The following is a 25917-nucleotide window of genomic DNA, read 5'->3' as shown; positions in this document are numbered from 1 at the left end:
GGGCTCGCAGTCTGGAGGTCAGCGGCCGGGTTCGGGCGGGAGCGACAAGGACAAGAAGGGCCCGGAGCCGTTCAACAACCCGTTCAAGAACCTCAAGCGCTGAGTGGCGAGGGGCTGTCGAGACGCCTGGAAGTACGCCCCGCCGGTGGACCTTGGCGGGGCGTGACGTCTGTCTATGAGTGCGGCGTCAATGGCTGACGGCTAGGGGTAACCCCAGCAGGCGCCATTGTGGCCGTTGTAGCCAATGGACCTGCAGAAGGCGAACGCCGCCGAGGCGCAGTTGCCGTAGCCGACCGTGGAGACATGCCCAACCACGTACCAGTAGTTGATGGTGTCGTTGCATTCCGCGAAGCAGTAGTTGTTGCCGTCATAGCCACTACACGCGGCGAACGCGCTGACGTTGTTGCCGTCCTCCGACGTCGTGTCGGGCGACACCTGCTCCTGGGCGGGCGGCGTGACGGGCTCCGTCGTGCCTCCCTCGCCCAACTCCATACCACCACAAGCCGTAGCGACCACTGCGAACACCGTCAGGAGGGAAAGCCTTACGAGATGCATGGTGCGTCCTGTCTGACTTCGAGGGTCCGGCGGAATGGCAAGCATCCGTCGGGGCGCCTGGGATGGGCGCGCGCTATTGATATGTGAAAGTCCATGGGATGGAAGTGCGAAGCCCGCAATGACTCGCAAGGACTGATGCCTTATTCACAGACGCAATGCGGCAAAATCCGGATTTCGGTCAATTCCGGTTCGGGCCGCGTGCGCGTCCGCGGGCCCCCTAAGGGCAGCCCGCGTCACGCCGTGCGTCAATCGAGCGGGTGCTCGCGCACTTCTTCCGCGAGCCGCTGGATTCGCGCGAGCCGCCGCGCGTAGCGGTCCGTGCCGTTGCGCGTGTCGAAGCGCGTGGCGATGTCCTTCGCCTGCTTGAGCATCCACGCGTGCAGCGCCTTCACTTCGTACCCGCCGTCGGCGCGGTGCTCCGGGAATGCCTTGGTCAGCCGCAGGCTCACCACGTCCCGGTCTCCCGTGGCCTTCACGCGCTCCAGGAGGAACGTCGCCGCCACGAGGAAGATGAAGCGGTCATTGAAGCTCCCGTGGTCCAGCGTCCACTCCAGGTGCTTCTCCAGCAGCGCCAGCCCTCGCGCCAGGTTCCCCGTCAGCGTGAGGAACTCGATGTGGTCGCCCACCGTGGCCAGGAAGTCGCGGTTCTTCGACGTCAGGCTGTAGCCCCGGCGATGCATCTCCGCCGCCCGCTCCAGCTCGCCCAGCTTGAACAGCGGATACAAGAGCGTGCCCAGCGTGAGGTGCGGAATCTCCGCGCACTTCACCCGCCCCTCCAGGATGGGCTTCGCCTTGCGCAGCGCCTGCTCCCACTCGCCCTTCTCGACGTGGTGGTCCAGTTCGTCATCCAGCTCGCACGCGCGGCAGTCCGTCAGGTGGTCCCTGGGCGTCGCGAGCCAGGAGGCCCACAACCGGTCCACCTCCGCCGCGTCGTCGCCCATGTCCCGCGCCGTCTGGTAGCGCAGCTTCAGCACCGAGCGCTTGCCGGCGTCCACCTTGGTGAAGCACTGCTCGATGTCGTCCAGCGCGTCGGTAATCTGCTTGCGCGAGATGTGGGGGAACTCCTTGATGCGCCCCACCACCCACTTCTGCTTCCAGAGCAGGCCCTCCGGCTCGAAGCGCTCCGGGTCCTTCTTCTGCTGGCCCCGGCACCACGCGAAGGCCACCAGCGCCTTGTCCGGGTAGCCGCCGAAGGTCGCCGCGTCGATGAGGTCGTCGCGGAGCTGATAGCCCATGTCCACGTCGCCGTGGGAGTCGGCCATCCGCACCGCCTCTTCCAGCAGCTTCACCTTGCTCTCGCTCGACTTCTGCTTGCCCGCCCGGTCCCACAGCGCCTGGGCCTCCTCGCGCCAGTCGCCGGCCATCAGTGCAGCCCTCCCGAGCCCACGCCCCCGTCACCCTCTCCGCCGCTCGAGCCTTCCGTGCCGAGCTGCGCGGAGATGAGCCCCAGCAACCCCTGGTTGAGCAGCGTCATCTCCTGCGCGTTCAACGGGTGCTGACCCAGCAGCAACGCCTGCACGTAGAGCATCTCCACCGACAGCTTCATCATGTTCCGGTCCGTCACCGCCGAAAGCCGCCGCACCACCGGGTTGTGCAGGTTGAAGCACAGCTGCGCCGGCTCGCCGCCCGCCGCCGCCATGACCCCCTCCAGCACGCTCGCGTAGAGGTCGTCGGACTCGTCCCGCGCGCGCTCGGCGTCACGTCGGAAGGAGCCCTCCTCGTCCGCGCTGTAGAGCGTGGGCACCTCCGCCGGGAAGAACTTCTTCACCACCACGCCGCAGTGGAACGGGGCCAGCACCTGCTCGGCCGTGCGCAACAGCGGGAAGACCGCGTCGCGCTCGTCCATCGTCAGCTCCTCGAAGCTCTGCGGCAGGTCCGCCGCTGAGAAGGGCTCCACCTGCGCGCCCTCCACCACGTGCGGCAGCTTCTCCAGGAGTGCCGCGTCGTGCGTGTACGCCGCGTTGATGATGCACAGCCCCTGCGCCCCCGCCACGCGCGCCACCTGACGGAATCCGTCCAACGTCGCCGTGAAGCGCACCACCGGGTACGCGCGCCGGTACTCCGCCAGCGTCGTCACCCCCAGCGACGTCTCGAAGGGCAGCCAGCCAATCACCAGCCGGTAGAAGTCGTCGTCGTCGAGCGCCAGGGCCTTGATGCTCAGCCCGTGCAGGCCAATCAGCCGCTGCAGCGCGCGCGGGTCCTCGTGCGCCAGGTCCACCAGGTACTTGCGCAGCCCGTGGCCCAGCGCCTCGCGCGCCTGGGCGAGCGCGCCGTCCTCGTAGAAGGACTCGCGGCTGGCGGTGGGGCGCAGCGCGTTGGCGTTCACCACGCACTTCACGAAGAACGCCCACTCCGGCAGCAGGTTCTCCGCGCTCTCCGACAAGAGCATGTGCTTCAGGTACACGCGGTGCTTCTGCTTGGAGTTGAAGTGCGGAGAGGCCGGGAGCACGAAGGCCACCCCATCCACGTCTCCCGCCTGCGAGCGCAGCGGGATGCAATCGATGAAGTCCGTCTCGAAGACCTCGCGCCCGTACTCCAGCATCGCCTTGCGTCGCTCGCTCGCGCTCTCGTAGTCGCGGCGCCAGGGCGCGCCATCCAGGTCCAGCCGCTCCTGCTCCGCGCCCACGGTGAGCTGGATGGGGAAGGGCAGCAGGCCGCCGTAGTGCCGGCCAAGCTGGCGCAGCCGCTCCGGGGCGAACCACTCCACCATGTCCGCGCGAGCGACGAGGAACACCTGGGTGCCCGGCCGCTCCAGCGGGTGCTCGGATACCCGCACGGCGTACGTGCCGTCGTGCCGGCCGCGCCACTCCAGCGTGCGTCCATCCCCGCGCGCCGAGCGAGTCACCAGCAGCAGCTCGTCGCAGACCATGAAGCACGACAGGAGGCCGATGCCGAACTGGCCGATGAAGTCCTTGCGCCGGTCTTCCAGGGCCTCGCGCTTGGAGGACTCGCCGATGGTGGCCAGGAAGCGGTGGATTTCTTCTTCCGTCAGTCCGACGCCGTCGTCGCTGAAGACGAGGGTGGGAGGCCCGCCATCCTGTTTCTCCACCAGCTCGAGGCGGACGGTGCCTTGGTGTTCCGGTTCCAGGTGCTGCCGGGCGCGGATGGCGTCGGTGGCGTTCTGGAGCAGCTCTCGGAGGTAGACGCCCGGGGAGCTGTAGAGGTGGTGGGACAGGAGGTCGATGACCCCGCGGAGGCTGACTTGGAATCGGTGGTCCACGGCTGTCCCGACGTTAGCCCAGGGGACGGCCCGGGCGGGGAAGGAACCTCCTGCGGTTTTCGAGATTGCGGCGACCCGGCCGTCGAGGCATCTGTCGCCCCAGGGGCAGGCGATTCACCCAGGCCCTTGAATGGCCGCCCGGACAGTGCCAAGCGGCGGCTCGGCCGGGGCGTGCCGTGAGGGCACCCCGGCGTCACGTCGTGATTTTTCGACCCGAGAGAGGACAACCATGCGGAACGAGCTCGTGGCAGTCGCGGTGGGAGCGCTGGTGACGTTCGCGGGGGTGGCCCATGCACAGGGCGCTCCGGCGCAGGGCACCCCGGCCCAGGGCGCGGCGGCGCCGAAGAAGGCGGAGGCCGTGAAGGCTCCGGCCGTGGCGAAGGGCAAGACGGAGGTGACGTGGTGGGGCCACGCGGCGTTCGTCATCCGCACCCCGGGCGGAGCGGTGATTGCCATCGACCCGTGGCTCACCAACCCCAAGGCGCCCAAGGACACCGCGCAGCCGGAGGCGCTCGACGCCATCCTCGTCAGCCACGGCCACTTCGACCACGTGGGCGAGACGAAGGCGCTGGCGCAGAAGACGGGCGCGAAGGTGTTCGGCTCGTTCGAGCTGGTGAATCTGTTGGGCCTGCCTGAAGCGCAGTCGGTGGGCGCCAACGCGGGCGGGACGTTCCAGGTGAAGGACGCCACCATCCACCTGGTGCAGGCGGTGCACTCCAGCAGCTACCAGTCGGACCCCAAGGGCCCGTCGCACTACGCGGGCGCGCCGCTCGGGTACGTGATTCAAATCGAGAAGGGTCCCACCCTGTACCACGCGGGTGACACCGGTCCTTTCGCGGGCATGGAGCTCATCGCCACCCAGTTCAAGCCCACCGTGGCGATGCTGCCCATCGGCGGGCACTTCACCATGGGCCCCGCGGAGGCGGCGCAGGCGGCGCGGCTGTTGAAGGCGCAGACGATTGTCCCCATGCACTACGGCACCTTCCCGCTGCTCCAGGGCAACCCGGACGCGCTCAAGGGTGAGCTGAAGAAGCTGCGCGGCGCGGCGAAGGTGATGGACCTGGAGCCCGGGAAGTCCACGGCGCTGTAGGCCGGGCTTTTCGTCCGGGGCGGCACTCTTCCGGGACCGTAGAAGTCCCGGTTCTGAGGCCGCTGACTCCGGGCGGTCAATCCCCCGAAGGGTGGGTGGAATCCCGGGGGCGGGTGGGTTACATACGCCGGACCGTCACGAGGCGGGTCCGGGGGTGTTCCGGTGTTGGATTTCAGCAAGGCGGGGTGGCTCACTCCGCTCCTCAATGAAGCGGTCGCCGCTCACATGGGCACGCCCGCTTCGGAGGAGACCGCCTTGCATCTGGGCTCGGGACGCGCCCGTGCCCGGGCGTACCTGCGGCGCACCCTTCGCGCCAGTGGGCTCTTGTATGGCACGCCGGCGGACCCTCCCGAGTCCCTGGAGGCGGGTCCGGACACGGAGCTGCATGCGCGGGCGCTGGAGGATCAGCTCTTCCACGCGGTGGTGCGGACGCTGGCGACGCTGGCGCTGGAGCTGGCGCGGCACGTGGGTGCGCCGGCCGGACCTCGGGGCGAGCAGCTGCTGGTCCTCTTCGCGGTGCTGTCCGGTGAGCTGGAGCTGGCGTCGACGCTGGCCGGGCAGCTCGCGGTGGGCAAGCCGGTGACGAAGCGGCAGGTGGCGAAGGTGGAGGTGGCGCTGCGCAAGCGCGAGCCCACGCTGGCCGGAGACCCGGTGTACGGGCTGGTGCTGCACAACGGCGCGCAGTACGCGGACGCGCAGTTGTTCTGCCGGCAGGCCATCGACTACTTCGCCAGCGGGCGGTTGTTGAAGGAGCAGGTGCGGCGGCGCTCCGACTTCGCGGCGAAGCAGAAGGCGCTGCTGGTGGACGTGCTGACGGGGCTGGCGTGTGTGGACCGGCAGCCGGGCACACCCGCGCGGCGGGCCATTCTCAAGCAGGTGGAGGATTTGAAGCTGCCGGCGGCGATGGCCTCCGAGCTGAAGGCGGCGGTGAAGCAGTCCTTCGAGCGACGGCGCTCCGTGCGGGACGTGGTGCGCCAGGTGCGCAGCGTGGACATGCGGCACTTCCTGCTGGAGCAGACGCTGTTGGCGGCGCTGGTGGATGGCCGGCGCACGCGGCGCGAGCGGGCCTTCATCGACGAACTGGCGGACGCGCTGCACGTGCCGAAAGAGGAGCTGCGGCGGCTGGAGCTGGAGATGGCGGAGTTCTACGCGCGCCACCGCTCCATCGTCGATGTGTTCACCGTGAGGGACGCGGCGAGCGCCATGGGCGACGACATGGTCGCCGGCATGCAGGAGACGCTGGAGAAGAACTTCTACCGGCTGATGCAGGAGGTCCGCGAGACGGGCGACCTGGCGGTGCTGGTGGCGAAGCTGGCGCGGCGGCAGAAGCTCACGGAGGACGAGCGGCACCGCATGCGCGCGCAGCTCATCGACGTGGCCAAGGCCATTCCCGCGCTCGCCATCTTCGCGGCGCCCGGAGGATTCCTGCTCCTGGCCGCGCTGGCCAAGTTGTTGCCGTTCAGCCTGCTGCCCAGCTCGTTCCAGGACGAGGCGCCCGCGCCCTTCCCGGACGACGCGGAGGACTACGGGCCGGAGCGCGAAGCAGGGTAGGGACAGCACCAGGGCGCGAGGTGGCGACGCCGTGCGAAGGCCCCGGCTCATGGGCCCGGTTGTCGCCGTAGCTGCGGGATACAGGCGCGGGCACCAGATGGCGCGGGCGAGCCTTCCCATGCAGGAGGCCCGAGACCTCTTCGAAATGGATTCACGATGCCGAAGACACGTCTGAGAATGGGACACCGCAAGACATGGGCTTGGCTGCACACTCGGGGCACATAAGCACCTCGAAGGCTCGTTGCTTGTTGCTCATAAGAGTGGCGGACTGCTGGCACTGGGCGGGCCCACAGGGAACTGGGCCTCGCCTCCACGTCAGCCGCGCTCGTTCTTCCCCCGCTCCTTCGGACAGAGAACATCATCGTCGTCCTTGATGTACGCCAGCAGGAAGTCCTCCAGGCTCCCTAGCGGAAACTGGGGATCGTTGCCGCTATAGAGGCCCAGGACGAGGGACACGTAACCCTTCCAAGGCCCTGAAACCCACAGCGCGTACCACCACGATTGATGAAGGTAATCGGCGAAGATGACCGACGCCTCCGTGGCGTTGCAGCCGTACCCGGCGTCCCTCAGCACGTCGGCGGTCGCGCGAAGTTCCTCGGGCAACCAGAAACGAAACCCCCGGGAATCAGCATCCGTTGGAAGCCCGGCGGTGCGGAGGAACGCCTCGTATTCTTCCGGAAGTACGCCAGGAAGTGACCGCCAGGCGTCCACGATCTCCTTCGTCGCGACCGACTGGATGTCGAGGTACCGCTCCTGCCAGTGCTGCCGAACCTGCGTCGCGATATCCGTTATTTTGGCCATAGCTCATCAATCCGCTCCATCAACCGCAGCCTGGGCAGCAGTTGATCGTTCCCCGACAACTTCTTTCCCCCATGTTCAAGGGCCATCTCGTACTGCAATCGCAGATTTTTAACGGTAGCACGGGTCAATCCTGCACTGCGCATGGCGGCCACATCTTTGGCGGTGAGATTCTCAGCCATCTTCGCTGTCTTGGCCGCAACGTCCCGGCCCATCGGCCAATTGATGGTTACTCCTGCCGGCCCGTTCTTCAGGAGCTTGGCCTCCCTCGCGGCGACCCTTGCCGCAGCCGCAGAAGTGCTGGTCTCCGTCGCCCTGGTCGCCGCCAGAGTCGCCTGCTTCATGGCCGGCGCGGCGGCGAGGTTCGTACCAGCGGCACCGCTCACCACGAGCATCACGTCGGCCATGCCCTGATAGAATTGGCTGTTCACCCGGTTCTGGGCGTCTTCCAACTCATCGGTACCCAGGTTGACCGGCACCACGCCCCCGTTGTCCCTGAAGAAGGCCCGCTGCTCCCGGGGCGACATGGCGGCGATGTTGCCGGCGGTGATACGGCCCGGGCCCCTTCGCCTGTAGTCAGGGCCCGTGGCGTTCCAGGTGTCGTTCTGCCAGCCGATGTATGGGCCGTAGATGGTCGGGTCGGGGGTGGGGTCCGGAGTGGTGTCCCCCACTTGGATGTACTCGCCGCAGCCCTCGTCGGGGGTGGCGCCACACGTGATGGTGTTCGTCGCGTACCCGGTCGGGTCCGTGTAGCGCAGCGGGTTGTTCCACACATAGGAGTAGCGGTTGTGTGACTGGCTCAGGTGGGGCGCCTGGACGAAGGGGTCCGGCGTCAGGAAGCGGGCCACGCCCGGGTCGTAGACACGCCCTTCCATGTAGACGAGGCCCAGCTCGTCGTCATGCAGGTGGCCGGTGAAGCCCTCCCTCACGCCACCACGCGGAACCGGCGCCGAAGGGTTGGACAGAGCATGCGGGAAGACGCGGCGCCCGAAAGGGTCGTACTTCAGCCGCGTCACGAGCGCGCCCTGGTCATCGGAGTGCGCTTCCACGCTGCCCAGCAGGTCCCGGTGGAGATACGTCACCCCCTGCACCAGCGGCCCCGTCCCCTGCTGCGCCAGGGTCACCACCGACACTGCCTGGCTCCCCGCGGAGACGGAGAAGAGATGACGGGTGACGCCTCCCTCCACCCGCTTCTCGTAAAGCCCGCCGCCCACCGTCAGCGTGGAGTCCCCGTTGGAGCGCATCTTGCGCACGCGCGCGTCGAAGGCGTCGTACTGGAAGGTCAGCACGTCCGCGGAGCGCTGAATGCCGCGGGGTTGGCCGTAGGGCGAGTACTCCACCTGCGTGCCCCCGGGCGACGTCACCCGGAAGCCTCTCGCGTCATAGCCGTACGTGCCCGCCGGGCCTTGGGTCAGGGCATGAGGTGGAGCCCCGTTCTGCCCATAGACATACGTCTCGCTCGGAGCACCGCCTTCCACGCTCAACCGACCGGTGAGGTTGCCGTCCGGCGAGTAGGTGTAGTCAATGATGGAGCGCCCGCAGTTCTGATACGCCGTCCAGCGCGTCAGTCGGCCCAGGGCGTCGTAGCCAAAATCCTCGGAGGATTCAGAGAGGGCGTCATGACGCGAGGTGAGGTTGCCGCCCGCATCATAGGCATAGAGCAGTCGCTGGAGGTCGGACGTGCCCAGCCCTGTCTCGATGAGGCGCACACTGCCCATGTCGTCGTAACGGTAGTGACTCTCCACCCCGTTGCCCAGGATGGCGTGGCTGAGCTGGCCGCTCGCCACGCGCGCGCCCACCTGCCAGTACAGGGCCTGGGACGTGGCGTTTCGCACGTCCAGCAGATCTCCACGAGCGGTGTACCCATAGAGCACTTGGAAGCGCTGCGCGCTCCCGGACACCGCCGGGTAGCTGAGCGTTCGCAGGCGGCCATGCGCATCGTAGGTGGAGTCGAAGGCGTAGAGCGCCCCGTCCACCTGAGTGGCTTCCTGGATGCGTCGGCCCAGGGAGTCATAGGCATAGGCGGTGGAGATACCATCCGCGCTGGTGGTCCCCGCCAGGACCCCGGCCCCGTTGGGAGCCGAATCCCAGGTGAAGGTCGTCTGGCCGACGGGCGACTGGACCTGGATGAGGCGGCCCAGCGCGTCGTGCGTGAAGGTCTGCTGCTGCGCGAGCGCGTCCTCCGACTGGCGCAGCTCGCCGAAGGCGTTGTAGCGCATCACCGACGCCCCAGTGGACGGGTCCACCACGCGGGTGGGCCGGCCAAGCACGTCGTATTCAGTGGTGGTGCGTCGGCCCACGGACTCAGAGGCCACACGGGTACCGAACGGGCCATACTCGAAGGTCGTCGTGAGCAGACCACCGGCGGGGTTCGGCTCGCTGACGCGGAAGGGCCAGCCTCTCCCGTTCACTTCGGTGGTGGTGGCATGCCCGCGCTCGTCCGTCTCGGTCCTGAGCAGCCCCGAGTAGCTCATCGTCCGGAAGGTATTGTCCGGAAGTGTGATGCGGGTAAGGCGCCCGAGCGCGTCGTGCTGGAAGCGCGTACGAGCCAGGGCGGCGCCTCCCGCGGGTGAGGGCCGCTGCACCTCCACCACGCGGCCTGCAGCATCATAGAGCTGGGCCTCCTCGATGGGGTTGCCGGCGAAGTCCAGCGTCTGGCGCTTCGACACGCGGCCCAGTTGGTCCAGGAAAAGTGTTTCCTCGCCGTTTCCCGCCACCACAGTGCGTACCGTGTTCCGGAGATACTCGACGGAGACGTCCGAGGACGTGGGCCCGTCCTCGGTCCGCAGGCGACCGAAGCCATCGTACTGCCAGCGCCGGCGCACGCCGTTGACATCCACCTCCTCGGCCGGAACGCCCAGGCCCGGGTGCCAGGCCGTCATGCGGCGGTGGCCTGCCGCGTTGATGATGGCGGAGGTGAAGGTGCGCGTGGTGGCGTCGTATTCGGACGTGGTGGTCCGGGCCGTGCCATTGCGGTCATGCTTCGTCACCGTCAGCGGCAGGCCCTCTGGCGTGTAGTCGTAATGGGTGGCCAGGTACAGGTCGGCGTCGACCGAGTCCGGCTCGAGGAACTCATCGGTGAGCAGTCCGGTGCCCTGCGCATGCGTGAAGCCTTGCGTCCGCGTCCGGGTGACACCCTGGGCGGTGGTGGAGGTCTCGGTGATGCGCATGGGCAAGCCCACCAGCCAGGGGACGGCGCGGTTCTCGTAGACGGAGTCGCGCCGCGACACGTAGCCGTCGCTCCACTCCCACTTCTCCGCCCGCACGTTGCCGTATTCCGGGTCGAAGTCCTCCACCGTGCGCATCACCGACCACAGGGTGGGCTGCCCCACGTCGTACTCCCGCTCGCTCATCCGCAGGGTGTAGAGGGCGAAGTATGACGTCCCGTCAGCCCCCGGGCGCTCCACATAGGCCGGGGTGACGACGGTCTCCCGCTGGCGCGTGCTGCCGTCGGGCAGCAAGGTGCGGATGGTGCGGTGGAGCATCCTGCGGGCCAGCGGGTAGCGGCTCGCCACGCGGGTGGACAGGTCATACGTCTCGCGCGTCACCGTCCCCGTGGCATGGTCCGTCACCGTGCGCACGGTGACACCGAGCAGGCCGCGCCCCACGGCGTCCATGCGCGCGTCCTCGTACTGGAAAGTGATGCGGCGCAGGGGGTGACCGTCCCCCGCATCGCGGCGCAGCTCGGACGTCAGCCACATTCCCTGCCGGACACATGGCCGGGGGTACTGGCAACCGGTGCCCTTCGTGTAGACGGCCGGGTTGGTGATGGGCGCGTAGTCGAACTCCGTCCGCGCGCCCATCGCGTCCGTCACCGACAGCAGCAAGAAAGGCTTCTTGCCCTGCCGGAGCCAGAGGTTGAGCGTCCCGGAGTGGTTGGGCTGCACGAAGTCCGTCATCCCGTCGCCGTTCATGTCGAGCGTCAGTGAGCGGTACATGCCTCGGTCCGGCGAGGTGCTGCCAATGGACATGGGCAGCGTGGCGGGGACGAAGCTGGAGCCCTGCGACAGCATCACGACAGCCTTACTGCGAGAGAAGATATAGGGCTCCGTTTCCAGGCCCAGGTCCATCAGCACGATGTCCTGAAGCCCGTCGGCGTTGATGTCCACCACGCGGACACCATTGTCGAGGGAGTTGCGCGCGCTGCCCCATCCCTCGGGCGGTGGGTTGAGGTACTCGAGCGAGGGGCCAATCCTGGCGAAGGGCTCGAAGGTCTGGGCCGCCTGCTGGACGAAGCCCACGCCCGTGTTGAGCAACAGCACCGGGTCGCCGCCCGCCTGGGGGTAGGACACCAGGTCCGTCAGCCCGTCCCGGTTGACGTCGACAAAGAGGTACCGCTTGCTGCTCTTGTCCTCACGGACGATGGACGTCTGCCGCATATCTCGCGTGCCGTCTGCGTTGAGGCCCAGGTACCAGTAGTTGTCCCCCGCCATCTCCGGGTTGCCGTTCTCGTCGAAGTCCCAGGCCGGCAGCAGCAGGCCCGTGCGCCCTGTCCCCTCCAGGTCCATTGGGAAGCCCGGCGTCGCCGGGGCAATCCAGGTTTCGGGCTGGTGGATGGTGTAGGGCGCGCCGCTGTTCACCGGCCCCGGCCGGAAGCCAAAGTAGTACAGGGTGCTGCCGCCGGCCGGGTTGCCCACCGCGCGCAGCAACTCCACCAGCCCGTCTCCATCCTGGTCCATCGTCCAGAAGCTGCGCCGCACCGAGACCACCTCGTTCTCCTGAGCCTCCAGGTTGAAGGTGCCATTGCCGCTGTTCTTGAGCAGGTGGAAGGTGCGCTGGTTCTGCGAACCGTTGCGGGTGGAGACAATGAAGTCCAGCAGCCCATCCCCATCCCAGTCAGTGAAGCGGCCGTCGGTGGTGCTCTCACCCGTTGACGAGGGAACCGGCAGCGACGTCATCGCCTGCTCGGGACCGAAGCTGGAGCCGTCGCTGTAGCGCACGAACCAGAGCACGCTCGTGGTGCCGGAGCGCTTGCGGTAGACGAGGTCATCCCGCCCGTCGCCGTTGACATCGGCCGCCAGGAACGACTGCAGGTCGGTATAGCCACCCGGGTACAGCGAATCCGTCGTCTGGGCGTAGTCCAGGAAGCTGTCCGTCCGCGACTGATAGGACGCGCGGGCGTAGGTGAAGACGAAGGGCTTGCGGCAGTGCCCGAAGCCATCGCACTCAGTCGCCTGCGTCAGCACGCTGGCGCCCGCGGCGCTCCCATCCTGCTCGGCGGGCAGCCCATCATAGGTGTAGGTTAGCGTGTAGGAGCGCAGCAGGGAGACCATCTGGGCCTGGCCGGTGGACCCCCGCATTTCAATCCGCTTCAGCCGCCGGCTCTGTCGAAACGAGAACCCGCTTGTGAAGCCACCCACCGCGTCCGTGCGCTGCTCGTACTGGAAAAGGACGTTGGCGAGCGCTGGAGGCGCCCCAGGCACCGTGGAGCCCGTGTAGCGAATCTCCACCGGGAGTTGCTCGTCGCCCGCGGGCGACAGGTCATAGCTCACTGTGAGGAAGTTGCCGTTGCGGTCCTCGATGCGGGACAGGGCCCAGGTGAGCGTGCGCGCCCCCTGTGTTTGCGTGGAGGAGCCCTCACCTCCAAAGGTGAGGATGAGTCCCTCTTTCGTGTACATCTTGAACGTCGCGGGGCCGTTGGCGCCCGTACCAACAGACACGATGCGGGCGAAGAGGTCTCTCTCGGTGCGGTACTCCGCACCGTCCGCACCATGAGTGCCGGAGCGGAGCACCAGCCGCTGCCCGTCCAGGCAGAAGCGGTCGCTGGCGTCGAAGTGGAGGCGGTCGGGGCCGCCGTCATGCGCCTCCGTCTTGCGGCAGCGGTTGATGCGGGACAGGCCGGAGAGGTTCCAACCCATGCCCAGTGGCCCGTTGGCGCTGTCACTGCTGTAAGTAAGGGCCAGCCGGGGCTCCACCCCCGCGCGCCCCGGCGGCGTCCACAGCGGAAACGTGTAGCGGGCCGTCCCCTCCGAGGTGACGGACGCCTGGCCGACTGTCGTCCCCGCCGCCACGCCCCAATCCAACTGGGAGGAGAGCACCGTGTCGGACGCGACGGTCGGCGGGGTGGCATTGACGGCTTGGTGCCGCACGCCTGCGGGAAGGCGCTCGTTCCAAGGAGGAACAGAGCTGCCGCAACCCGCCGCGAGCTGCGTGGCGTAGACCCAGAGCACTGCGAAAGCAGAAGCGCGCTTCATGGTATTCCCGAGAGAAGAAAGGTGAGGAAAGACGCACCCAGCGCGCTTGCGGCGACCCGCCACGAGCGTCTGCTGGCGCCAAGAGGACAGGGCGCTGGAGGGTTACGGTGCCGGGCATGCACCGCAGGAGTAGTTGCCGCCACACCCGTTCGGGGCCGTTCCGCAGGCCGTGCTGGCACAGGCCTTGGCCTGGGGGATGGGGGTGCATGCACACGACGTGTTGTCGAAGCGACACGTGCTGCCCTCGTCCACCGCGAGGTCACAGTCGTTGTCCTGCCCGTCGCAGCGCTCGGGCTCGGCCGGCAGGGGGACGCAGGTCTGGGGCTGGCCGTTGCTGCAGGCGGGGGTCGAGTTGGCGCACCGGCCCTGTCCGCAGCTCAGCACGCCGAAGCCTTCGTCGGTGGAGCCGTCACAATCATTGTCGCTGCCGTCACACACCTCGGGCGACGGGGTGCCAGGGGTGCAGGTCTGCCAGACGCCGCCGAGACAGGCGTGGCGGGTGTCGGCGCAGGCTCCCGTTCCACAGTGCAGGAAGCCAAACTCGTCCTTGTCGCTCTTCCCGTCGCAGTCGGTGTCCTCGCCGTCGCAAACCTCCTGTACGGGGAAGTTGACCTGCTGGCAGACCTCCGCTCCACTCGAGCAGGCCGTCTTCCCGTAGGCGCACGCACCCAGCTTGTCGAGGTAGCAGTTCTGGGGAGCGATGTTGTCAGCGATGCCATCGTGATTGTCATCGCAGGAATTGCAGGTCTCGTAGGTCGGGCCTCCGGTAAACCTGCAGACACCGAAGGTGCCATTGCCACGACATGCCTGGGTCCCCGCGCCCGGCGCGCAACTACAGGATCGCTTGCTGGTACTCGTGAGAGTGCAAGGCCCGTAGGTGACTCCCTCCTCGGGGTAGCTCATCCCCGAGCAGCCGATGTCTACTCCTGAGGTGATGGTGCAAGCCTTGGGCTGAGGATTGGGACAGCAGTTGGCGAACGGGTCGGCGCCCGTGGAGGCTGATGCGGAGAAAGGGATTGCCCACGCGAGCGCGAATAGCAGCGCGCTGCGCAGGGGAACGCTCCCCCAGGAACGGCTGAAATTGATGATTGTCATTGCTGTTGGAAGTGGCGGAGGTTGTTGTTGGCGGTCGTGGTGGGCTGAACGATGGGCCTGATGCATGTCGACCCATTCACTCTCTATGCCAATCTCCTCTCAACGGCGTCAGTCACAATAGACCGCGCCCGCTGGTTTCAGGCCTTTTCACTGGAGAGGTGTTCCCCCAGGCATCCACGCTCGACACCGTGGCACGGGTCCCCGCGGACATCATGGATTGGACACGAATGGAGTGCGTGACGCGCGCGGTCCTCACTCCCGCCGTGCCATCCGGGAACGTAGGAAGCAAAGTTCGCAGCCCACGCCATTGGGCCTCAATGCCCACGTCGTGCACAACCCCAGAATGGTTCTCATGTGCGCTGAAGGGAAGGGCCTACCTACTGGCTGTGGCCTTCTTGTTCGACACGGGTCTCGCAATGGAAATCGCGGGGCCTCCCTAAACCCCGAGGACCCTTGCGTCGCGGTGCTGGCGAGAGGAGAGTCTCCGCTCCTGGACGGCCATCCGACGAGGTGGACTCGACGCGCGGGACTGTGGAGCTGCGTTCACACCCACGTCTGGACCGAGAAAGGAGTTTCGCAGCCGTGACAGCGGCGCCATCGAGAGTGAAGATCATGGACCAGGGCAAGCTTCTTGCTGAGAGTCAGGGCATGAATATGACCCCTTTCAAGGTGAGATCAACGCTGCACTGATGAATAGGAGAGCAGGTCTGAGCGTTCAATCATGCTGAATCCATCTCGATACTTCAGGCTCAAGCCGGCAATGCAGCGCGGGAAATGGTCCCTGGACGAGCCGCTCGACAGCCAGGGCAACGAGCTGGAAGACTTCAGGGAGTTTACGTCAGGACGGCCCGCCCAGGTCTCGGGCCGCCTGGCGATTCCCATCGATGAGCCAGGAAGACGGTTGGACTACAGCACCGCGGGCGCTGGCATGACTCCCGTTGTCCACGTCAGGGTGGCCACCCTCTTCGCGGAGTTGGCCCCCAATGACGTGCAACTGATACCCGTGGATATCAAAGGCTGCCCGGATGAGTACCTCATTCTCGTGGCGACACGGCTTGTCCGGTGCATCGACGACAAGGCATCGGAAGAGGTGCTGTATTGGAAGCCCGAGGACGAGCGGCCGGAGAAGCTCGGTCAATACCGAAGCGTCTATGGACTGCGGATTGACCGCTCGAAGGTGGGTGACGCCAAGGTGTTCCGCACCTGGGGATGGTCCGGAGTTCTCATCGTCTCCGAGGACATCAAAGCGGCCCTTGATCGTGCGAAGGTCTCAGGGGCCGAGTTCGAGGAAGTCTAGCGAGGTTGGAGATCTGGCTGGCGCTTACGACAGCAGGCCCGCTACAGGTCGATGGTGCAGATGCACATCCCGTTGAAGCAGGTGCCGGTGGCTCCCGACAGGCTGCATTGGTGCTGGCACAAGCTCCTGCTGCAGATGGGCGGGAACGACGGGCCCGCGGATTCGGTCGACAGCGGGCTGGCTCCCACTGTGAAGCCTCCGCCCAGTCCCACCATCAGTGCCGCGCTCATCACGACTCGACGCATGTTTCCTCCCAGGCGCGGAAGGTTCCGCGCGGGAGGGCTACCCGGCGGGCCCGTGGCTCATTTCCATTCAGATACAGGCGGTCCGGGATGTTTGTCTTTTCGATGCCATCCGAGCCGCTCGGGAATGGTTGTCGCGAGACCTCAGGGAACGGCCGTTCACCTTGTCGGGGCCTGGGACACGTCGAGCGCCCGCCCGCCGGGCTGCCCTGTTTCTTCGAGAGAGGGTGCTGCCAGAAGCGCGGACGGGTCCCAGCTTTACCGGGCGGACCCGGGCCCATGCGGTGGCCTGCTTTTCGTGGGAGGCGTGTCGATGCGCGTACACCAGCGTGACGTGGAGGTGGGCGTGGGCGGCCGCCTGCTCTCGGGGCGGCTCGTCGTTCCCGAGCGAGCGGGCGGGCTCGTCATCCTCGCGGGGGATGCGGACTCGGCGCGAGCCGACGCGAGCGGTGGCGGCGGTGCGCTCCATGGTGTCCTGCATGCGGCGGGGCTCGCCACGCTGTGGCTGGAGTTGCGCACCGCGGACGAGGAGATGGCCGAGGACTGGACGCTGCGACAGGGCTCTCACGTGGAGCTCATCGCGCACCGGTTGGAGGTGGCTCGCGACTGGCTCCAGCGTGACGAGAGCCTCTCGTTGCTTCCGGTGGGCTACCTCGGCACGGGTCTGGGGTCGGCCGCCGTGCTCGTGGCCGCCGCGCATCAGCCCGGAGGCGTGCAGGCCGTGGTGACGTTGGGCGGCCGACCCGACAAGGCCGGTGCGCTCCTCGCGGACGTGCGGGTGCCCACGTTGCTTATCGGTGCGGGCGACGACGCGGACCGGGTGTCGCTGGTCCGGGGTGTGTTCGACAGGCTCCCTCCGAAGACACGCAAGGCGCTCCAGTTGCTCGACGGCGCCTCGCGAGGTTTTCCCGAGCCAGTCCCGCTCGCTTCCGCTGGGCGCATGGCCACGGCCTGGTTCTCCGACTGCTTCCGCGCCGCGGCGGGCCCCGGAGTCCTGGAGTGGACGGGCGAACAGGACGGAGCCGTGTGACGACGGGGACCTTCTTCGCTCCATGAACTCGCTCAGGCGTCACGTCGAGTCGTTCGTCCGACTGGAGCCCGCGCGTCCCGCGTTGGGAGCGGGCCTTCGCGCCGCGCTCGCCGTCGGCGTGCCCATGGTGGTCGCCGCGACGCAGCACCTGCCCGCCGCGACCTGGGTGGGCATGGCGGGCCTCTTCGTCACGCTCGTGGACCGGGGTGGCCCCTATCGCGACAGGGCCGTCACCATGGGGGCCATGACGTTGTTGGGCGCGGTGATGGGACTCGTCTCCGCCTGGCCACTGCCGTCATGGGCCGCCGTGTTGTTCACCTTCGCCTGGGTGACGGCGTGCGGTTTCGCGCGCTCGTATGGAGACACCCCTGGGTTGATGGGCGTGGTGCTCGCCAACTACACGGTGGTGTCGCTGGCTCTGCCGGCGCATGACTTCGCCGCCGCGCTGTCCCGCTCCGGATTGTTCATCCTGGGGGGCCTGTGGGCGATGATGCTGGCGCTGGTGCTGTGGCCGCTGCGGCCCTATCGCCCCGCGCGCTTCGCCATCGCTCGCTGTTATCGCGACCTGGCGGACCGCGCGGAGGCGGTCGGAAAGTGGCCGCTCGAGGGGCCCACCGCGCCGCCCAATCTGGTGGAGGTCGTCGACTGGGAGTCGCGCGTGCGCCAGTCGCTGGAGGAGGCCCGCGGCGTGCTGGCGTCCACCCGTCGCGAGCGAGCAGGGGAGAGCGACCGGGGTGAACACCTGCTGGTGCTGCTGGAAGGCGCGGACGCGGTGCTCACGTTGCTGGTGGCGCTGCCAGAGACGCTGGAGGTGGCGCCTCGCGAGTCGCGCTACCACGCCCTGCGCGCGGAGGTGCAGCGCGCGCTCTCGGAGCACTCGCGGGACTTGCGGCACATCGCTCGCGCCCTGGAGCAGGAGAAGGGGGAGTCGGAGCCCTCGACATGGAATGCCGAGCGCGTGCGGCGCGCCCTGGCGGCGCAGGTGGCCGAGGGCGGTCTGCCCGACTCGGCTCGCGCGGCGTACTCGCATGCGGAGGCGTTGCTGGTCCGGTTGCGGGAGTACACGGAGGCCCTGCTGGAGGTGGCCAACCACCTGGAGGACGGCCGCCCCGTCGAGTCGGACCTGCCCATGGGGCCTCATCCCGCCTCGCTGAAGGGCCGTCCCTTGCTGGAGCCGTTGCGGGACAATCTGGGCACGGACTCCGTCATCTTCCGCCATGCGCTGAGGCTGGGCGTCACAGCCGCGCTCGCCACCGCACTCGTGCGGGGGCTGGGGTTGGACCATGGCTATTGGGTCATCATCACCGTCATCGTCGTGCTCCAGCCCTATTCGGGGATGACGTTCCAGAGAGGGTTGCAGCGCGCGGCGGGGACGTTGTTGGGTGGTGCGCTGGCGGCGGGGCTCGTCGCATTGGTCAGGGACCCGGCCGTGCTGCTGGGGGCCATCATGGTGTTCTTCGCCGTGGCCATCGCAGTGAAGCCGATGAGTCTCTCCTTCTTCCAGGTGTTGCTCGCGCCCGCGCTGGTGTTGTTGGCCGAAATCCAGACGGGCGACTGGGAGCTGGCGGGGGTGCGCATCGCCAACACGATGATTGGCGGTGCCATCGCGCTCGTGGGCGCGCGGCTGTTGTGGCCCAGTCCGGAGCGCGTGCGCTTCCCGGAGCAGGTGGCGAACGCGCTGCGCGCGGACCGCGAGTATTTGTTGAGCGTGGCCTCCGCGCGCTCGGACGCGGAGCCGGAGGTGCGCGAGGCGCGGCGCAAACTGGGCTTGCAGTTGCTGTCCGCCGAGGCGTCGTTCCAGCGGCTGCTCACCGAGTACCGGGGCTCATCGAGGCAGCTGGAGCCGGCGATGGCCCTGCTCGCGTATGCGCGCCGCTTCGGCGCCGCCGTGACGGCGCTGGCCGCGAGCCGCCAGTGGCACGCGAAGCAGGACTTGTCCCCCGTGGCGAGTTACGCGGGGAGCGTGTTGGAGGACCTGGCGCTCGCGGTGGAGCACCGCCGCGCGCCGTCCCCGTTGCCTCGGACCGCGTCGACGCACGAGAGCACGGATGTGCTGTCTCGCACCCAGATGGACCGACTGGTGCGCCAGCTCACCGTGCTCCACCACGCCACGGTGCGCGCGGCGCCCCAGTTGTCTCCGTAGCGCGGCGCCTGTTGCGGGGAGCGCCGCTTGGTGATGCGTGGCGTCGAGTGTGCTCCGTCGAGCGACGCCTCATTGCGGAGAGCGCCGCTCGATGGCCCTGCTCATGACCTCTCAGGTGCGCTCGATGCGCATCAGCAGGCGACGGAGGTCCTCGTTGACGCTGGCGAGCTGCGTGACGCCTTGCTCCTCCTGGAGCTGTTTGCGCAGGTCCGGCAGCGTGGTGTCACGCACCTTCTTCGCCGCGTCCTTCGAGCCGTCCAGCAGCCACCCCGTCGCGAGGATGAAGGCCAGCCGCACCTCCGTGTCGCGCTCCCCCAGCTTCGCGGCGAGCGCGGGCACGTGCTCGCCCGAGCCCGTGCGGCCCACTTCCAGCGCGGCCCGCTCCAGCATCGGCTTGCTCGCCTTGTCCATGCGCTGCACCCAGCAGCCCGCGTTGCCCGAACACGCCTGCCCCGCCTCCAGCAGCGCCGCGTGCCCCGTCACGATGTCCGCGCGCTTCTTGCCCAGCGCCGCCGCGTCGTCGCAGCCTTCCTCGCCCGTCGCCTTGCAGTCGGCCGCGGTGCGCGCCGGCTCCGCCGCGGCGATCTTCTGGAGCAGCGGCAGCTCGCGCGCATCGCCGAGCATGGCCAGGCCCTTCACCGCGATTTCACGCGAGTACCAGTCGCCCGTGCCCGCAGCCTTCTCCAGCGCGGGCATCGCGTCGCGTCCGCCCAGGCGCACCAGCGCGCGCACGTACGCGTCACGCACCGTCGGGTCCGTCTCCAGCACCAGCGTGGACAGCGGCTTCACCGCCTCCGGCGCCCGCAGCCGGCCCAGCGCATCCGCCGCCTGCATCCGCACCAGCGACTGAATCTGCACGTCCGAGTGCGAGAACGTCAGCAGCTTGAGCAGCGGCTCCACCGCGCGCTTCTCGCGCAAGTCGCCCAGCACCGTCGCCGCCTTCATGGGGTAGCTGGCCGGGTTGACGCCGTTCGTCTTCGCCCAGGCGAGCAGCTCCGAGTCCCGCCCCTCCAGCGCAGGCAGCAGCGCATCCGCCGCGGGCTGACCCAGTTGGTACAGCGCGAAGCTGCTCTCCACGTAGAAGGACTTGCCCTTGCGCTCCTTCGTCAGCATCCGGATGAGCGCGGGCGCCGCGCGGCCGTCGCCGATGTGGCCCAGCGCCTCGATGGCCTTCTTGTTGAGGAAGGGCTCCACGCCCTCGTCCGTGGCCAGGACGATGAGCGGCTCCACCGCCTCCTTCGCCTTCATCGTCCCCAGCACCTGGATGGCTTCGATGCGCGCGTAGGTGTCCTTCGCGCGCAGCAGCGGCACCAGCGCGGGCACCGCGCGCACGTCACCGATGGCACCCAGCGCCGTCACCATCGCCTTGTTGGCCAATTGCGCGGACATGTCTCCCGCCGCCGGGTCGATGGCCGCCGACAGCGGCTCCACCGACGAGGCGTGATGCACGTCGCCAATCGCCCGGGCCAGCGCCGCCTTCACCTCCGGCTTGCGCTCCTGCGACAGCGCTTCGTGCAGCATGGGCAGGAAGGTTTCAGTGACCTTCGTCTTCGAACGCATCGCCTCGATGAGGCGTACCCGATCTTCAGCGCGTCGCGTTTGCTGCAGCGTCCCTTCCCAGTACTCGGGCGTGTTGGGGTCCGATTTGCACCCTGTGAGACAGAGGATTGCTGCGGCAACACACCACGCTGCGATGGGGCGGCTCATGCAGGCTCCTGGACGTCTGCGGGGTTGTCCTGTCCGCCGTCGTAAACCTCCTGTCACGAAGGAAGCAAATCAGCCGCGGCACCTGGGGTACGCTGGTCAACGACATGTCCGACGACATTCACAACGCGTCGCGCCCGGGCTACACCCGCCGGACGTACCTGCTCGACCGGGAGTTCCAGCTCAAGTACATCCTTCTACTGGCCGGCATGGGCGCGGGCAGCCTGGGGGTGTTCGGAGCGCTGGCCTACCGGCTCCACGTGTCCTCCGTGAGCGCGGGAGTGGACGGCGGGCCGTCGCTTCTATGGCTCACCGCGTTGGGCTCCGCGGGGCTCGGCGTGCTGCTGGGCCTGTTCGGTCTGCTGTTCACCCACCGGGTCGCCGGCCCCGTGCATGTGATGAGTCTCTATGTCGCGGCCCTGGCCGCCGGGCGCTACCCCCGGCTGCGCCCGCTGCGGAAGAAGGATGAGCTGAAGCGCTTCTTCGACCGGTTCAGCGAGGCGGTGGACCGCATCCGCCAGCGCGAGGCCGACGAGGCGCATGCCCTGGAGGTGGCGCTGGCCGCGCTCAAGCCCGTGGCCACCACCCCCGAGGCCCGCGAGGCGCTGGAGACGCTGAACCAACTGCACACGCGCAAACGTCAAGCAGTGGACAATCCCACCGGGGGCACCTTCAAGTCCGTGGCTTGAAGCGTCGCCGCAGGAGAACCGCAACACCATGAGCCGACCCCGCATCATCTTCATGGGCACGCCCGACTTCGCCGTGTCCTCGCTCGAAGCCTGCTTCGACCTGGGCGAAGTCGTCGCTGTCGTCACCCAGCCGGACAAGCCCAAGGGCCGGGGCAACACGCTGACGGCGCCGCCCGTGAAGGAGCTGGCGCTGGCGCGAGGCGTGCCCGTGTTCCAGCCCGTCAAGCTGCGCACGCCCCCGTTCGCCGAGGAGCTGCGCCGCTTCGAGGCCGACGTGTGCGTGGTGACGGCCTACGGTCGCATCCTCCCGAAGGACATCCTCGACCTGCCCAGGATGGGCTGCGTCAACGTGCACGGCTCGCTGCTGCCGCGCTTCCGGGGCGCCGCGCCGATTCAGTGGTCGATTGCCTACGGCGACACCGAGACGGGCGTCACGCTGATGGTGATGGACGAGGGCCTGGACACCGGCCCCATGCTCGCGATGAAGCGGCTGCCCATTGGCCCGGAGGACACGAGCGCGACCATGTACCCGAAGCTGGCGGCGCTGGGCGGAGCGCTGCTGCGCGAGTCGCTGCCGGCGTACCTGAGCGGTGAGCTGAAGCCCGTGCCCCAGCCCTCGGAGGGCATGGTGCTGGCGCCCATCATCGAGAAGGACGAGGGGAAGCTGGACTTCAACCGTCCCGCCATCGCGCTGGAGCGGCGGTTGCGCGCCTTCACGCCGTGGCCGGGGGCGTTCACCACGCTGGGCGGCAAGCTGGTGAAGATTCACCGCGTGCGCGTGGCGGAGGGGCAGGGCGCGCCGGGTACGGTGCTGGCGGCGGGGCCGGAGGGGCTGGAGGTGGCGTGCGGCGAGGGCTCGCTCGTGCTGCTGGACATCCAGCCGGAGGGCAAGCGGGTGATGAAGGCGGCGGAGTTCCTCATGGGCCACAAGCTGGCCGTGGGCAGCCAACCGTTCGGCACCTAGGGGATATGTCGCGGACGGGACGCGCTTTTTCGAGTACAGGCGGATGGGCATGAGACTGCTGGTGTTGCATGGGCCGAACCTGAACCTGCTGGGTGTGCGCGATGGCACGCGCGGGCTGTCGGACCTGGATACCGCGCTGCGCGCGCGGGCCAGGGAACTGGGACTGACGCTGAAAATCGTCCAGTCCAACCACGAGGGCGTGCTGCTGGACACGCTCGCCGCCGAGCGCGAGGCGGTGGAGGGCATCCTCATCAACCCGGCGAGCCTCTTCGGCTCGTACGCCCTCAAGGAAGGGCTGGAGGCGGTGGGCCTGCCCGCCATCGAGGTGCTGCTGCGTCCCCCCGCCCGCGAGTCCGTCGTCGGGGAGGCGTGTGTCCTCCAGGTGCACGGCGCCGGCGGTGGCTTCGAGCCCTACCTGGAAGCGCTGGACACCTTCGCCAGCGGCGTCTTCACCCCCGGCAAGCCGGAGCCGAAGAAGTCCCTGGGCCGCAAGCAGGAGGGCGAAAGCCCGGCGTCGGCGAAGTCCTCCACCTCCGGTGCAGGCAAGTCGATGGGCCGCAAGGGTGCCTCGGAGACGACGGGGTCCGCGCTCGCGCGAGTCCCCGCGAAGCCGCTGGCGCTCCCGTCGGGGCAGGGTGCTTCCGGTTCTGGCAAGTCGATTGGACGCAAGCCGTCCGCCGCGAAGTCCGACGCCGCGGAGTCCTCCAAGTCCGGCAAGACGCTGGGACGCGGGTCGAAGTCGGTGGCGTCGACGACGGACCTGCTCACGCGGGTGCTGGTGCGCCAGAAGATTTCGGACCGGCTCTCCGGAAAGCTCACCGCCTCGGAGCTGTCCACCTGGGCGCGCTCGCGATACGAGGCCATCCAAGGCGGCTCGCCCGCCGAGCATGGCCAGAGGGACTTGCTGGAAGACAGTCTCCAGCGCCTCACGCTGTCCCACCTCCCCTCGACGAAGCTCTCGGATGAGCAGCTCGTGGACTTGATGACTCGGCTCGACGAAGGATGAATCCCCGCGCACTCGCCATCCTCGTGTTGGCGCGCGTCCGAGCAACGGACGCCTATCTCAATGTGGTGCTCGACACGATGTTGTCGGAGTCACCCCCCAAGGACCCGCGTGACGCGGGGCTCGCCACGGAGCTGGCGTATGGCACCACGCGCCGGCAGCTCGCGCTGGACTACGCCATCACCCGCTTCGCCGACCGCAAGCTGGAAGCCATGGAGGACCGCGTGCTGGCGGCCCTGCGCATTGGCGCGTACCAGATATTCCACACCCGCGTGCCCGCGCGCGCCGCCGTGGCGGAGACGGTGCAGGCCCTGAAGGAAGTGGGACTCACCCGCGCCGCCGGCTTCACCAACGCCATCCTCCGAAAGCTCGCGGAGCTGCCCGCGCCGCCGCTGCCCTCGCCCACGGACGTCGCCCACCACCTGTCGGTGCGTGAGAGCCATCCCCAGTGGCTGGTGGAGCGCTGGCTGCGCCAGTTCGGCCGCGAGCGCGCCGAGTCCATGCTGGTGGCGGACAACCAGTCCCCGCCGGTGGTGATTCGCGCCAACACGTCCAAGGTGACGCGCGACGCGCTGCTCACGCAGTTGCAGGAAGTGGGCGTCGAAGCGAAGGCCGCGACGATTTCACCCGTGGGCATCATCCTGCCGCCGGTGGGCCGCATCGAGGATGTGTACGGCTACTCGGAGGGGTTGTGGCAGGTGCAGGACGAGGCCGCCCAGCTCGTCGGCGTGTACGGCGCCATTCCCGACAACGCGCGCGTGCTCGACGTGTGCGCGGCCCCGGGCGGCAAGTCCTGCCACCAGGCGCAGTCGCACGACGTCGTCGCCGTGGACCTGCACGCCCACAAGCTGCGCAAGATTGAGTCGGAGGTGAAGCGCCTGGGCCTGACGTCGCGCCTGAAGGCCTACGCGCACGACGCCTCGGAGCCCTTCCCGGAAGCCTGGGGCGAGTTCCACGCGATGCTGGTGGATGCGCCGTGCTCGGGGCTGGGCACGCTGCGCAGACACCCGGAGCTGCGCTACCGCCGCAAGGAGGAGGACGTCTCGCGACTGGCGGCGCTCCAGCGGCGCATCCTGGAGAACTGCCAGGAGGCGGTGCCGGCCGGCGGACTGCTCGTCTACGCGGTGTGCACGCTGGAGCCGCAGGAGGGGCAGGACCAGGTGGAGATGTTCCTGCGCAGCCACCCGGAGTGGACGGCCGAGCCGCCCGTGCTGCCGGGCCTCAAGTTGCCGCTCACCCAGGCGTACTTGAGGACCCTGCCAGGTCCGGAGGGCTTCGACGGGTTCTTCGCCGCGCGCCTCCGGAAGATGTACTAGCGACTACGTGTCCTCGGCGACCGGCAGGTTGGCGGCGGCCTTGAACGCCTCCAACACCGCCGCCGAGGCGCGGTCCAGGTACTTGCCCTTGCGGATGAGCAGGCCGATGGGGCGCGAAACGGGGCCTTCCGCGAAGGGCTTGGCCACCAGCGAGCCGCCCTTCACCTCGCCCTGCGCGGTGGACACGGGGAGGATGGCGACGCCCAGGCCCATCTCCACCGCCCGCTTGATGGTCTCCACGTTGTCCATCTCCATCACCGGGTTGATGTCGATGTTCTTCTCGCGGAAGAGCCGGTCCAACGCCTTGCGCGTGGGCGCCTCGCGGTCGAACGCGATGAAGGGCACGCCGGACAGCGCGGTGAGGCTCACCTTCTGCTTGGAGGCGAAGGGGTGGTTGGGGGCGCAGACGATGGCGAGCTTGTCGTCGCGGAACGGGAGGATGTCCACGCCCGCGCGCGGCTGCGGATAGGCGACGATGCCAATCTCCGCCGCGCCCAGAATCACGTCGTCGTAGACCTGGTCATTGCGCCGGTAGTTCAGGCGCATGTTCACCTTGGGGTGCGCCTTGAGCAGTTGCTTCTGCACGGCGTTCAGCTCGTGCAGGCCCACCGAGTAGATGGTGGACACGGTGCTGGTGCCGGCCACCTCCGTGGCCTGCTCGCGAATCTCCTGCTCCACCTCCGCGAAGCGCGCGAGGATTTCCTTGCACCCACGAAACAGCCGCTCGCCCGCGGGCGTCGGCGTCACCTGCCGGGCACTGCGCGACAGGAGCTTCTGCTCGTAGCGGTTCTCCAACGCGCGAATCTGCTGACTGACCGCCGACTGCGTCACGTGGTTGAGCTGGGCCGCTCGCGAAAAGGAACCCGTCTCCACCACGTCACAGAACATTTTCAGGGACTCGAGCTGCATGGGCCGCTCCCTACTCCCAAACCTAATGGCCAGGCCACTATTAATTAGTCAGCCTACGTCACGCCGCCAAATGCTCTAACCCCTCGGCCAGGCCGGTTGCCCGGCGGAGGACGGAAG

18 protein-coding genes are annotated in these 25917 nt (G+C 68.2%); 9 read left to right on the top strand and 9 right to left on the bottom strand.

Annotated features, from left to right (window positions below; genetic code table 11):
* Positions 1-201: 201 nt before the first annotated feature.
* From HR086_RS23990 to HR086_RS23980, 3 genes are all read right to left on the bottom strand, one after another.
* Entirely contained in the window at positions 202-492 is a 291-nt protein-coding gene (locus HR086_RS23990; protein WP_174466761.1) for a hypothetical protein, read from the bottom strand.
* A gap of 308 nt (positions 493-800) precedes the next feature.
* A complete protein-coding gene (locus HR086_RS23985) occupies positions 801-1919 on the bottom strand; it encodes a hypothetical protein (RefSeq protein WP_174454778.1) in 1119 nt (372 codons plus the stop codon).
* Positions 1919-3775, bottom strand: coding sequence for an HSP90 family protein (locus HR086_RS23980; protein WP_174466760.1), 1857 nt, complete (start codon positions 3773-3775; stop codon positions 1919-1921). The genes HR086_RS23985 and HR086_RS23980 overlap by 1 nt, the downstream gene beginning before the upstream one ends.
* 229 nt (positions 3776-4004) lie before the next feature.
* Here HR086_RS23980 and HR086_RS23975 point away from each other — a divergent pair, with 229 nt between their 5' ends.
* Positions 4005-4865 (top strand): metal-dependent hydrolase, encoded by an 861-nt coding sequence (locus HR086_RS23975; RefSeq protein ID WP_174462919.1) that lies wholly within the window; start codon positions 4005-4007, stop codon positions 4863-4865.
* A 225-nt stretch (positions 4866-5090) separates the two neighbouring features.
* The gene (locus HR086_RS23970; RefSeq protein ID WP_254614606.1) at positions 5091-6416 is read left to right on the top strand and encodes a TerB family tellurite resistance protein; all 1326 of its coding nucleotides are present in this window, start codon (positions 5091-5093) and stop codon (positions 6414-6416) included.
* A 315-nt stretch (positions 6417-6731) separates the two neighbouring features.
* On the opposite strand, the gene HR086_RS23965 is transcribed toward HR086_RS23970, so the two are convergent.
* The 3 genes from HR086_RS23965 to HR086_RS23955 all read right to left on the bottom strand — a co-directional run bounded on the left by HR086_RS23965 (position 6732) and on the right by HR086_RS23955 (position 14311).
* Positions 6732-7217, bottom strand: a complete 486-nt coding sequence (locus HR086_RS23965; protein ID WP_174466759.1) for a hypothetical protein — start codon at positions 7215-7217, stop codon at positions 6732-6734.
* Entirely contained in the window at positions 7205-13408 is a 6204-nt protein-coding gene (locus tag HR086_RS23960) for an RHS repeat-associated core domain-containing protein (RefSeq protein ID WP_174466758.1), read from the bottom strand. Before HR086_RS23960 ends, HR086_RS23965 begins: the two co-directional genes overlap by 13 nt.
* A gap of 102 nt (positions 13409-13510) precedes the next feature.
* Positions 13511-14311, bottom strand: coding sequence for a MopE-related protein (locus HR086_RS23955; protein WP_174466757.1), 801 nt, complete (start codon positions 14309-14311; stop codon positions 13511-13513).
* A 913-nt stretch (positions 14312-15224) separates the two neighbouring features.
* Here HR086_RS23955 and HR086_RS23950 point away from each other — a divergent pair.
* Entirely contained in the window at positions 15225-15800 is a 576-nt protein-coding gene (locus HR086_RS23950) for an imm11 family protein (protein WP_174466756.1), read from the top strand.
* Positions 15801-15841: 41 nt separating this feature from the next.
* Here HR086_RS23950 and HR086_RS23945 read toward each other — a convergent pair whose 3' ends face one another.
* Complete coding sequence (locus tag HR086_RS23945; RefSeq protein ID WP_174466755.1) at positions 15842-16045, bottom strand: hypothetical protein; 204 nt, start codon at positions 16043-16045, stop codon at positions 15842-15844.
* Between the two features lie 310 nt (positions 16046-16355).
* Here HR086_RS23945 and HR086_RS23940 point away from each other — a divergent pair, with 310 nt between their 5' ends.
* Together HR086_RS23940 and HR086_RS23935 are read left to right on the top strand one after the other, a co-directional pair.
* Positions 16356-17072 (top strand): hypothetical protein, encoded by a 717-nt coding sequence (locus HR086_RS23940; RefSeq protein ID WP_174466754.1) that lies wholly within the window; start codon positions 16356-16358, stop codon positions 17070-17072.
* A 22-nt stretch (positions 17073-17094) separates the two neighbouring features.
* On the top strand, positions 17095-19215 hold the full coding sequence (locus HR086_RS23935; protein ID WP_174466753.1) for an FUSC family protein: 2121 nt from the start codon (positions 17095-17097) through the stop codon (positions 19213-19215).
* Between the two features lie 111 nt (positions 19216-19326).
* Here HR086_RS23935 and HR086_RS23930 read toward each other — a convergent pair whose 3' ends face one another.
* A complete protein-coding gene (locus HR086_RS23930) occupies positions 19327-20775 on the bottom strand; it encodes a HEAT repeat domain-containing protein (RefSeq protein WP_305794089.1) in 1449 nt (482 codons plus the stop codon).
* Positions 20776-21026: 251 nt separating this feature from the next.
* Here HR086_RS23930 and HR086_RS23925 point away from each other — a divergent pair, with 251 nt between their 5' ends.
* Genes HR086_RS23925 through rsmB form a run of 4 tightly spaced genes read left to right on the top strand, consistent with a single transcriptional unit; the run spans position 21027 to position 24891 of the window.
* Positions 21027-21608, top strand: a complete 582-nt coding sequence (locus HR086_RS23925; RefSeq protein ID WP_141648463.1) for a signal protein — start codon at positions 21027-21029, stop codon at positions 21606-21608.
* A 28-nt stretch (positions 21609-21636) separates the two neighbouring features.
* Entirely contained in the window at positions 21637-22572 is a 936-nt protein-coding gene (gene fmt / locus HR086_RS23920; protein WP_174454784.1) for a methionyl-tRNA formyltransferase, read from the top strand.
* Between the two features lie 43 nt (positions 22573-22615).
* Positions 22616-23578, top strand: a complete 963-nt coding sequence (locus HR086_RS23915) for a type II 3-dehydroquinate dehydratase (RefSeq protein WP_254626451.1) — start codon at positions 22616-22618, stop codon at positions 23576-23578.
* Positions 23575-24891, top strand: coding sequence for a 16S rRNA (cytosine(967)-C(5))-methyltransferase RsmB (gene rsmB / locus HR086_RS23910; RefSeq protein ID WP_141648465.1), 1317 nt, complete (start codon positions 23575-23577; stop codon positions 24889-24891). The genes HR086_RS23915 and rsmB overlap by 4 nt, the downstream gene beginning before the upstream one ends.
* 3 nt (positions 24892-24894) lie before the next feature.
* Here rsmB and HR086_RS23905 read toward each other — a convergent pair whose 3' ends face one another.
* Complete coding sequence (locus HR086_RS23905) at positions 24895-25800, bottom strand: LysR family transcriptional regulator (RefSeq protein WP_141648466.1); 906 nt, start codon at positions 25798-25800, stop codon at positions 24895-24897.
* Between the last annotated feature and the right edge of the window lie 117 nt (positions 25801-25917).

This window comes from Myxococcus sp. CA039A (genome assembly GCF_013336645.1).
Lineage (GTDB): Bacteria > Myxococcota > Myxococcia > Myxococcales > Myxococcaceae > Myxococcus > Myxococcus llanfairpwllgwyngyllgogerychwyrndrobwllllantysiliogogogochensis.
Note: the sequence above shows the minus strand (reverse complement) of the source record. Positions and strands in the feature narration are given on the sequence as shown.